Origin of the sequence: Shewanella benthica KT99 (assembly GCF_000172075.1) — a bacterium.
Taxonomy (GTDB): Bacteria; Pseudomonadota; Gammaproteobacteria; order Enterobacterales; family Shewanellaceae; genus Shewanella; species Shewanella benthica_A.
The window spans coordinates 1-1,093 of record NZ_ABIC01000108.1; the positions used below are offsets into that span (position 1 = coordinate 1).

A 1,093-nucleotide genomic window follows, 5' to 3' on the forward strand; every position below is an offset into this window, starting at 1 on the left:
AGTGCGGGGAAAATGTGCCCGCTTCACGCTACTCAGGCCGATGCCGACATATCTCAAATATGAGCAAGGTTTATGGGTTTTCTCAATCACCCAGGGACACCTTTGACCAATAACGAAGCCGAGCGTTGTTGCGTGGCAGCGTGATCATGCGCAAGATCTGCTATGGCACCAGTTCAGATAGGGGTGAGAAGTTTCGATCTCGGATCCTCTCAGTCGTTGAAACGTGCAAGAAGCGCAAGTTATCCCCGATAACAGTGATCAGCACTATCATTGCGGGCGTGGTGGGTAAATGCGACTACCCAGACGTATTTGGACTAACCTCAGCTTAGTCAATCCCCCTCTGGTGAATGCTTACGACGAGACGACGCACAATCGTAATGGTGAAGAGCATACCCGCTGGGTCTGGTTGTTATCGAGTGAGGATGCCGTATTCCAACAGGTGAAATATTTTCGTAATAAGGATGCAGCCAAATCGATATTAGGCGAGCATACCCAAGTGATTGTCGTGAGTGACCAATGTCCCAGCTACAACTGGATTGAGCCCGAACGGCATCAATTTTGCCTTGCCCATGTGCAGCGTAATTTACAACAAATGGCCGATTATTCAGGTAAGGGGCTTACCGCGAGTATCGGCAATCGACTGGTATTGCTATTCAAGTCCGTATTTCGCACTCAACATAGATATGAAGCCGGTGACGTTGACGAAATAATGTGGCGTCGGCGAATGCAACGACTAAGGCGCAATATTAAGCGCTGGCTTGAGTGCGGGGAAAATGTGCCCGCTTCACGCTACTCAGGCCGATGCCGGCATATTCTCAAATATGAGCAAGGTTTATGGGTTTTTCTCAATCACCCAGGGACACCTTTGACCAATAACGAAGCCGAGCGTTGTTTGCGTGGCAGCGTGATCATGCGCAAGATCTGCTATGGCACCAGTTCAGATAGGGGTGAGAAGTTTCGATCTCGGATCCTCTCAGTCGTTGAAACGTGCAAGAAGCGCAAGTTATCCCCGATAACAGTGATCAGCACTATCATTGCGGGCGTGGTGGGTAAATGCGACTACCCAGACGTATTTGGACTAACCTCAGCTTAG

The 1,093-nt window shown here is 49.6% G+C and carries 2 pseudogenes; both read left to right on the plus strand.

Going from position 1 to position 1,093, the window contains the following annotated elements:
• Window positions 1-329 (plus strand): annotated as a pseudogene (locus tag KT99_RS21265) (IS66 family transposase); the annotation flags it as partial.
• A gap of 26 nt (window positions 330-355) precedes the next feature.
• A pseudogene (locus KT99_RS19760) lies at window positions 356-1,093 on the plus strand (IS66-like element ISSbe3 family transposase); the annotation flags it as partial.